Genomic DNA, 7,579 nt, shown 5'->3' with positions numbered 1-7,579 from the left:
CCATGAGGAGCATGTTCTCCTCGCCGGTGATCAGTCCGTCGACGGCGGAGAACTGTCCGGTGACGCCGATCGCGGCCCGTACCGCCTGCGGGGCGGCGGCCAGGTCGTGGCCCGCCACCTGTGCTTCACCGGCGTCGGTGGTGAGGAGGGTGGAGAGGATCTTGACGACGGTGGTCTTGCCGGCCCCGTTCGGACCGAGCAGCGCGAACACGGAACCGGCCGGGATGCGCAGGTCGATGCCGTCGAGGACGGTCTTGTCGCCGTAGGACTTGCGCAGGCCGACGGCGGAGACGGCGGCCGGGGACGGGCGGCCGTCCCTCTGGTTGGATGTGTGCATGACATGAGAAGGCATGGGGTTCCCCCGGTCGAAGGAAGAGGCTGCGGGCGGGCGGGAGGGCCGAAGGCGGCCCTCCCCATGGTCAGTTCGAGGCGCGGCGGACGTCGATGTTGCCGTGCCGGGTGCGTGCGCGGACCTTGACGACGGCGTCCGCGCTGTCGGGGTCGGCCGGAGCCTCGGACGCGGTGAGCGTGTTGCGCACCTGGCCGGAGCCCGAGCTCGCGTCGAGCCAGGCGGCCGAGCCCTCGCGGACACCGATCTCGATGGCCCCGTAGTTCGTCTCCAGCTGGACCGTCCCCCGGGCCACGTCGCCCACGCGCAGGGTGCCGTAAGCGGTGGTGGCGGTGACCGAGTCATCCGCGCGGTGGATCTCGATGTCACCGTGGGCGCCGCTCACTCGCAGCTCGCCGGTGGCGGCCCGGACCGTCGTGGTGCCGTGCGAGTTCTTCAGGACGGCCGGGCCGTCGACGACACCGACGCGCAGGCTCCCGGAGCTGGTGGTGATCTCGGCCTGGCCCTCGATCCGGTCCACGCTGACCGAGCCGTGGGAAGCGGTCAGCCGGAGGGGTCCGGTCGTGTCCAGGCGGACGTCGCCGGAGGAGGTCTTCACGTGGACCTCGCCGAGGCGCCCCGCGCCGAACACCTGGGTCCAGGCGCCGGTCGTGTCGATCCGGGAGCCCGAGGGCAGTTCGACCGCCACGTCCACGATGCCGGTGCGGCCGAACAGGCCGGACTTCGGCGTCCTGACGGTCAGTGTGCCGTTCGTGTACGTCACCTCGGTCTGGCCGGCCGCCCGCACGTCCATGTCCCGCTTCGGGTCGCGGGGGCTCACCGCGACGACGGTGTCGAGGCGGTCGCCCGCCGTGAACTGGATGGAGCCGGCCTCCACGCGGGCGGTGACCGAGATCGCTTCAGGGGTGTCGAAAGAAGGCATGGCTGTCCCGTCCTCTTGGGTCTTGAGGTCGTCCCCGCTGGTGGGACGAGGTCATGGGTGAAGTGGTGCGGTGGTGCCGGGCGCCTCGGGCGGTGTCCGGCGGATCGTGGGCGGGGTCCCGGTCGGGAGGTCCGGTCGGTGTCGTGTCGTGGCCGGGGTGCTGCGTCGATCCGCCGGGGCCTTCGAAGGGTGCCGGCCTATCGGACCCAGCCGGTGAAGCTCTGTCCGAGCGCCTGGACCTTCTCCGTCGCGCGCGGCCGGCCGCCGCCGTCGACGGCGGCCGACACGGCCCGTACGAGCCACGCGTTGACCGACAGGCCCTCGCGGCTCGCGGCCTCCTCGGCGCGTGCTTTGAGGTGGGCCGGCAGGCGCAGGTTGACGCGGGCGGTGCCGCCCTCGTCGCCCTCTGCGGGCGCCTGTGCGGAGAGCGCTTCGACGGGTGCGGCCGGTTCCGACGGGGAGTCGGCCGGCGGCCGGGTCACCACGAAGTCGGGGTCGAGCCCCCGGAGCCGTACGTCGACCGAGCCGGGAGCGAGCTCGCGGGTGACCTCGTCCATGGCGGCGGAGAGCACGTTGAGCAGGGTCAGGCGGGTCGCCGACTCCAGGGGAGCGGTGAGCCTCTCGGCCAACTCGCGGGCGTCGTCGCCGCCGGCTTCGGCGGCCACCGCGAGTTCGCGGCGGAGGGTCTCGACATACGGGGTGAGGTCCATGACGCCATAATGGCACCATCGTGGCGCCATGTGCAAGCGTGCGTGCGCCTGGATGGCGTCAGGCTTGTGTCGTACGGGTCTGAACTGCGGAAATGAGGGGAAGTCGCCGGTGGCGGGTGTGGCGCCGTGGGTGTTTCCCGGTGGAGTGGCGTGCGGGATGGTGCCATGTGGCACCGGGTTGATGCCAGGTGGCGCCAGCGTGTGCCACGCCGGTGTCACGTGGTGTCATCGGAGGGCGGTCGCGGCGGTCGTCCCGCCACCGGTGATGCCTCAGGCCGGGTACGCGTGCGTCTGCGCGGCCTTGACCGTGGCCCAGACCGTCGCTCCCGGGTGCAGGTCGAGCTCGGCCGCGGCGACGGTGGTGAGGTCGGCGGCGAGGGGGAGTTCGCCCGCGAGGTCCGCGCGGATCTGGTCGCCGTGCGTCTCCAGCCCCTCGACCTCGCACCGCCAGAGGTTGCGGGCGCTGGAACCGGTGGGACGGTCGCGGTGCAGGGTGACCGCGTTCGGGGGGAAGGCGACGAACACCGGTCCGGCGAGGTCCTCGGTGGTGGTGATCGCGGGCCCGGCGTCGAGCCGGACCGTGTGGCCCCCGGCCTGCCCCCGGTAGAGGTTGAGGCCGACGAGCTGGGCGATGTAGTCGGTACGCGGACGGCGGGCGATGTCCGACGGCGCACCCTCCTGGACGACCCGGCCGTGCTCGATCACGACCAGCCGGTCGGCGAGGACCATCGCGTCCAGCGGATCGTGCGTGACCAGCACGGCGACCGCCTCGAACTCGGCGAGGTGGCGCCGGAGCTGGGAGCGGACGTCGAGGCGGGTACGGGCGTCGAGTGCGGCCAGCGGCTCGTCGAGCAGCAGGAGCCGGGGGTGGGTGGCCAACGCGCGTGCGAGCGCCACGCGTTGGGCCTGACCGCCGGAGAGCCGGCGCGGCTTCGCCCCGGCCCGGTCGGTGAGTCCCATGCGCTCCAGCCACGCGGCGGCCTGGGCCCGCGCCTCGGACTTGGCGACGCCCCGGCAGCGCGGCCCGAAGGCCACGTTGTCCAGGGCCGAGAGGTGCGGGAAGAGTAGATAGTCCTGGAAGACGACCCCGACCGGTCGCGACTCCGGCGGCAGGCCGGTCAACGCGGCCCCGTCCAGCCGCAGATGACCCTCGGAGAGCGGGGCGAGGCCGGCCAGCGCGCGCAGCGCCGTGGTCTTCCCGGCGCCGTTCGGCCCCAGCAGCGCGACGACCTCGCCGGGCTTGGCGGCCAGTGTCACGTCCAGGCGGAAGGCGCCCCGGTCCACCACGAGCCGGGCGTCGAGCCCCTCGGCGGCGGAGGCGCCGGCGGAAGCGGGGGAGGCGGCGGCTGAGGTCCCCGTCATGACGCCGTCATCCAGCGGTCGCGCAGCCCGGCCAGGACCGCGATCGACACAGCCAGCAGCACCAGGCTCAGCGCGATGGCGGCCTCCGGGTCGTCCTGCAGCGCGAGGTAGACGGCCAGCGGCATGGTCTGCGTACGGCCGGGGAAGTTGCCCGCGAAGGTGATCGTGGCGCCGAACTCGCCCAGCGCGCGGGCCCAGGCCAGTACGGCACCCGCCGCGATGCCCGGTGCGATCAGCGGCAGGGTCACCCGCCGGAACGCCGTGAAGCGGGAGGCGCCCAAGGTGGTGGCCGCCTCCTCGTACCGCGGGTCGGCGGCCCGCAGCGTGCCCTCCACGCTGATGACGAGGAAGGGCATGGCCACGAACGCCTCCGCCACGATCACCCCCGCCGTGGTGAACGGCAGTGTGATGCCGAACCAGGAGTCCAGCCACTGCCCCACCACACCGTTGCGGCCCAGCGCCAACAGCAGCGCCACACCGCCCACCACAGGCGGCAGCACCAACGGCAGCGTCACCAGGGCCCGTACGAACCCGCGCCCGGGGAAGTCGGTGCGCGCCAGCACCCACGCGAGCGGCACGCCCAGGACCAGGCTCACCGCGGTGGCGGCGGTGGCCGAGATCAGGGACAGCTGGAGCGCCTGCCAGACCTCCGTGCTGGACAGCAGTTCCGGCATGTTCCGCCAGGGGGCCCGCACGAGCAGGGCGACCATCGGCAGCAGCAGGAACACCAGGCCGACCAGGGCCGGAAGCAGTAGCGGCAGCGGAACCCCGCGCCGGACCGTACCGTCGCCCCGGCCCGTACCGCCGCGCTTCTCGAAACCGTCGCCCCGGCCCGTACCGCCGCGCTTCTCGAAACCGTCGCCCGGGCCCGTACCGCCGCGCTTCTCGAAACCGTCGCCCGGGCCCGTACCGCTTCGGACACGGCGAAGCCGTGACCGGCCCACCGAAGGGCCCGTCACGGCGTCGGACGTGTCACGCTGCTTCACGGCTGGATGAATCCCGCCCCGGTCAGCACCTGCTGGCCCTCGGCGGACCGCACCAGCTCGATGAACGCCTTCGCCGCCTCGGCGTTGGGGGCATCCTTCAGCAGGGCGATCGGGTAGTCGTTGATGGCGTCGGCGGACTCGGGGAACTCCACACCCTCCACCTTGTCACCCGCGGCCTTCACATCGGTCTTGTAGACCACGGCCGCGTCGGCTTCCTTGAGCTCCACCTTGGTGAGGGCGCTCTTGACGTCCTGCTCGTAGCTGACCGGGGTGAGCTTGAGCTTGGCGGCGTCCAGCGCCTTCTGCGCGGCGGCACCGCAGGGCACCGTCTTGTCGCAGAGCACGACCTTGAGGCCGGAGTCCGTGAGGTCCGCGAGGGTGGCGACCTTGTCCGGGTTACCGGGCAGCGTCGCGATCTCCAACTGGTTGCGCACGAACGTGGCGGGCGTGCCCACCGCGTCGTCCGCGTCGGTGACGACCGCCATCGTCTTGGCGCTCGCGGCGGCGAAGACGTCGGCGGGGGCGCCTCCGGTGATCCCGGCGGCCAGGCTGTCGCTGCCGCCGAAGTTGAAGGCGACCTTCGTGCCCGGGTGGGCCTTCTCGAACGAGGCGCCCAGCGTCGTGAAGCTCTCCTTGAGCGACGCGGCGGCGAACACGGTCACCGTGCCGGAGAGCTTCGGCGTGGCATCGGCGGACGCGGAAGCCGAGGCGGAGCCGGCGGCGTCGGACGCGGAGTCGTCGGAGGAGGAACAGGCGCTCAGCGCCAGCAGCGCGGCGACTCCCACACCCGTCCACTGCAGGGTCCTACGGGTCCGGCGCGCGGAACGGGTCATCACGGGGTCTGCTCCCTCTGGTCATCGGGAGGAGCCGGACGACTCCTCCGCACTGGTCCGACGGCGACCGCCCGGCCGACGGCGAGAGGCACGTCGGCAGCCTGCACGGGCGGATGCACGGACCGATCATACTGGCGCAGATGCCAGGGGGAAGCCCCAAATTACCTGGCAAGCGCTGTGATGCGGATGCTTCGGGTGGGGCATATGCGGTTACGAATCGGCCACGCGGTCGTCCGTTCACGGGTACGCCGAAATCCCGAGGGCCACCCGGCCCCCGGGACACCCGGGACATGGACGCGGAGAACCGCTCAGACGCGGTCGATGTGCACGTTGGTCGACTTCACGCGGGCGGTGGCCTCCATGCCGACCTCCAGGCCCAGTTCCTCCACCGCCTCGCGTGTCAGCAGGGAGACCAGCCGGTGCGGTCCGGCCTGGATCTCGACCTGGGCTGCGACGTCGCCGAGCTTCACCGCCGTGACGATGCCCGCGAAGGCGTTGCGGACGGAGGTGTACGGGACGTCCTCCTCGCCACCGCTCCCGGCGTTACCGGCGACCTCGACCGAGAGGGCCGCCAGATCCCCGCCGTCGATGAGCCGGCGCCCACTCTTGTCGCGGTGCGTGGCCACCCGGCCGGCGTCTGCCCACCGTCGTGCGGTGTCCGGGCTCACGCCCAGCAGGCGGGCCGCTTGGCCGATCGTGTAGGACTGCATGGGCGTCACGGTAGGTGGCCGTTCCTCGCCCACGCAAGCGCGGACGGCGCGCCGCCGCAGGTCCGGCGGACTGCGGGCGGCACCCGGACGTCGGAGGACTTCAGGAAAGCCTCCGGAAGGTTACGGCACGCGAGCGGTCCACTCGTCGCCGCTGTACTTGGTGGCGGCCAGCTCCTCGGCGCGGGCGAGCTCGTCGGCCGTGACGTGACCGTCGGTGAGCCCGTAGCGGTTGCGGAAGGAGTCGACCATGCGCTCGATGACCGCCTCCCGGGGCAGCCCGGTCTGACGCCGCAACGGATCGACCCTCTTCTTGGCCGACTTGGTGCCCTTGTCGGACATCTTCTCCTTGCCGATGCGCAGGACTTCGAGCATCTTGTCCGCGTCGATGTCGTAGCTCATGGTGACGTGGTGCAGGACCGCTCCGGGGCCGCCCTTCGGGCCGGTGACCCGCTTCTGTGCGGCGCCCGCGATCTTCCCGACCTCGGTCGCGATGTCGTTGAGGGGCTGGTACCACGCCTTGATGCCCATGTCGCCGAGCGCCGCGAGGACCCAGTCGTCCAGATAGGCGTACGAGTCCGCGAAGGAGAGCCCCGAGACGAGGGAGGCCGGAACCGACAGGGAGTACGTGATGGTGTTCCCCGCCTCCACGAACATGGCCCCGCCCCCGGAGATCCGGCGTACCACCCGTACGCCGTGGCGGGCCGCGCCCTCGGGATCGACCTCGTTCCGCAGGGACTGGAAGCTGCCGATGATGACCGCGGGGGCACCCCACTCCCAGACGCGGAGCGTCGGGGCGCGGCGCCCGGCGGCCACCTCCTCGGTCAGCACCTCGTCCAGCGCCATGTGGAGTTCGGGGGACTGCGGGCCCTCGTGGATGAACTGCCAGTCGTAGTCGGTCCAGTCCGTGGCGTGGGCCAGTGCGCGCCGCACCGCCACCGCGATGCCCTCCGTGGTGATCCCGTACATCACCGTGCCCTCGGGCAGCGCCGCCTCCACGCGGGCGGCCAGGCCGGCGGCGTCGGTGTCCGCGGGCGCCCCCTCCAGGGCGGCGTCGACGGCCGTGATGGCCTCGTCGGGCTCCAGGAAGAAGTCCCCGGCCACCCGGACATTGCGCAGGGCGCCCGCTTCGACGTCCAGATCCACGACGACCAACTTGCCGCCGGGCACCTTGTACTCACCATGCACGGCTTTGCTCCCTTTCGGTGCGCGGTGTGGACTTCGAGTCTATTGCCCGGAGTGCGGCGGGGCGGTGGCGGTGCGCCGTCGTCAGGGTGTCGGCGTCGACGAGGGAGCCGGTGGGCCGGTCCTCACCGGGGCGAGCCGACCGACCTGATCCGTGCGTGGAGAGTGAGGAAGAGCTCGAGTTCCGCGGTCTCCTCCGCGCCCGCGCAACCCGATGCGAGGCGGAGTTCGGCGTCCCGACGCGCGCGGGTCAGATGGCCGGCCTGGTCCAAGTGGTGCCACAGGAGCCGGAAGGTCTGCTGGTGGTCGTAGAGGCTGGTCTCGTACGAACGGGTGGTGATGTGGCGGATCTGGACCATGAGGGCCTGGAAGGCCGCACTGTCGTCACCTGTGCGGAGGCGCCTCAAGTGGGCTTCGTAGACGGTTGGTTCCCACGAACCGACCCCGTACGAGTACAAGCTCGCCGCGACCCTCGAAGAGGTCTTCACCAAGGAGGGCCACGAAATCGACGACGTGATACGCGGC

General features: G+C 72.0%; 9 protein-coding genes and 1 pseudogene. 1 reads left to right on the top strand and 9 read right to left on the bottom strand.

Annotated features, from left to right (window positions below; all coding sequences use genetic code 11):
- From ACWD3D_RS30430 to ACWD3D_RS30390, 9 genes are all read right to left on the bottom strand, one after another.
- Window positions 1-337, bottom strand: a 337-nt coding sequence (locus ACWD3D_RS30430) for an ATP-binding cassette domain-containing protein (RefSeq protein ID WP_451463971.1), incomplete at its 3' end; no start/stop codon positions are given.
- An 82-nt stretch (window positions 338-419) separates the two neighbouring features.
- Complete coding sequence (locus tag ACWD3D_RS30425) at window positions 420-1,271, bottom strand: DUF4097 family beta strand repeat-containing protein (protein WP_451463970.1); 852 nt, start codon at window positions 1,269-1,271, stop codon at window positions 420-422.
- A gap of 197 nt (window positions 1,272-1,468) precedes the next feature.
- Window positions 1,469-1,981, bottom strand: a complete 513-nt coding sequence (locus ACWD3D_RS30420; RefSeq protein WP_451463969.1) for a toxin-antitoxin system HicB family antitoxin — start codon at window positions 1,979-1,981, stop codon at window positions 1,469-1,471.
- Window positions 1,982-2,251: 270 nt separating this feature from the next.
- Complete coding sequence (locus tag ACWD3D_RS30415; protein WP_451463968.1) at window positions 2,252-3,343, bottom strand: ABC transporter ATP-binding protein; 1,092 nt, start codon at window positions 3,341-3,343, stop codon at window positions 2,252-2,254.
- Window positions 3,340-4,104 (bottom strand): molybdate ABC transporter permease subunit, encoded by a 765-nt coding sequence (modB, locus tag ACWD3D_RS30410; protein WP_451463972.1) that lies wholly within the window; start codon window positions 4,102-4,104, stop codon window positions 3,340-3,342. Before modB ends, ACWD3D_RS30415 begins: the two co-directional genes overlap by 4 nt.
- 221 nt (window positions 4,105-4,325) lie before the next feature.
- Entirely contained in the window at window positions 4,326-5,162 is an 837-nt protein-coding gene (modA, locus tag ACWD3D_RS30405) for a molybdate ABC transporter substrate-binding protein (protein ID WP_451463967.1), read from the bottom strand.
- A 308-nt stretch (window positions 5,163-5,470) separates the two neighbouring features.
- The gene (locus tag ACWD3D_RS30400) at window positions 5,471-5,872 is read right to left on the bottom strand and encodes a TOBE domain-containing protein (protein ID WP_451463966.1); all 402 of its coding nucleotides are present in this window, start codon (window positions 5,870-5,872) and stop codon (window positions 5,471-5,473) included.
- Between the two features lie 120 nt (window positions 5,873-5,992).
- Entirely contained in the window at window positions 5,993-7,057 is a 1,065-nt protein-coding gene (locus tag ACWD3D_RS30395; protein ID WP_451463965.1) for a lipoate--protein ligase family protein, read from the bottom strand.
- Window positions 7,058-7,179: 122 nt separating this feature from the next.
- Window positions 7,180-7,461, bottom strand: a complete 282-nt coding sequence (locus tag ACWD3D_RS30390) for a hypothetical protein (RefSeq protein ID WP_451463964.1) — start codon at window positions 7,459-7,461, stop codon at window positions 7,180-7,182.
- Window positions 7,462-7,495: 34 nt separating this feature from the next.
- Here ACWD3D_RS30390 and ACWD3D_RS30385 point away from each other — a divergent pair.
- Window positions 7,496-7,579: pseudogene (locus ACWD3D_RS30385) on the top strand (recombinase-like helix-turn-helix domain-containing protein); the annotation flags it as partial.

This window comes from Streptomyces sp. NPDC002690 (genome assembly GCF_053592415.1).
This window is presented reverse-complemented; position numbering and strand designations above follow the sequence as displayed.

What these genes read in the sequence shown, in the direction of transcription:
- ACWD3D_RS30415 (WP_451463968.1), bottom strand. Translation starts at nt 3,343, where the DNA reads ATGACGGGGACCTCAGCCGCCGCCTCCCCCGCTTCCGCCGGCGCCTCC.
- modA (WP_451463967.1), bottom strand. Translation starts at nt 5,162, where the DNA reads ATGACCCGTTCCGCGCGCCGGACCCGTAGGACCCTGCAGTGGACGGGT.
- ACWD3D_RS30400 (WP_451463966.1), bottom strand. Translation starts at nt 5,872, where the DNA reads ATGCAGTCCTACACGATCGGCCAAGCGGCCCGCCTGCTGGGCGTGAGC.
- ACWD3D_RS30425 (WP_451463970.1), bottom strand. Translation starts at nt 1,271, where the DNA reads ATGCCTTCTTTCGACACCCCTGAAGCGATCTCGGTCACCGCCCGCGTG.
- ACWD3D_RS30420 (WP_451463969.1), bottom strand. Translation starts at nt 1,981, where the DNA reads ATGGACCTCACCCCGTATGTCGAGACCCTCCGCCGCGAACTCGCGGTG.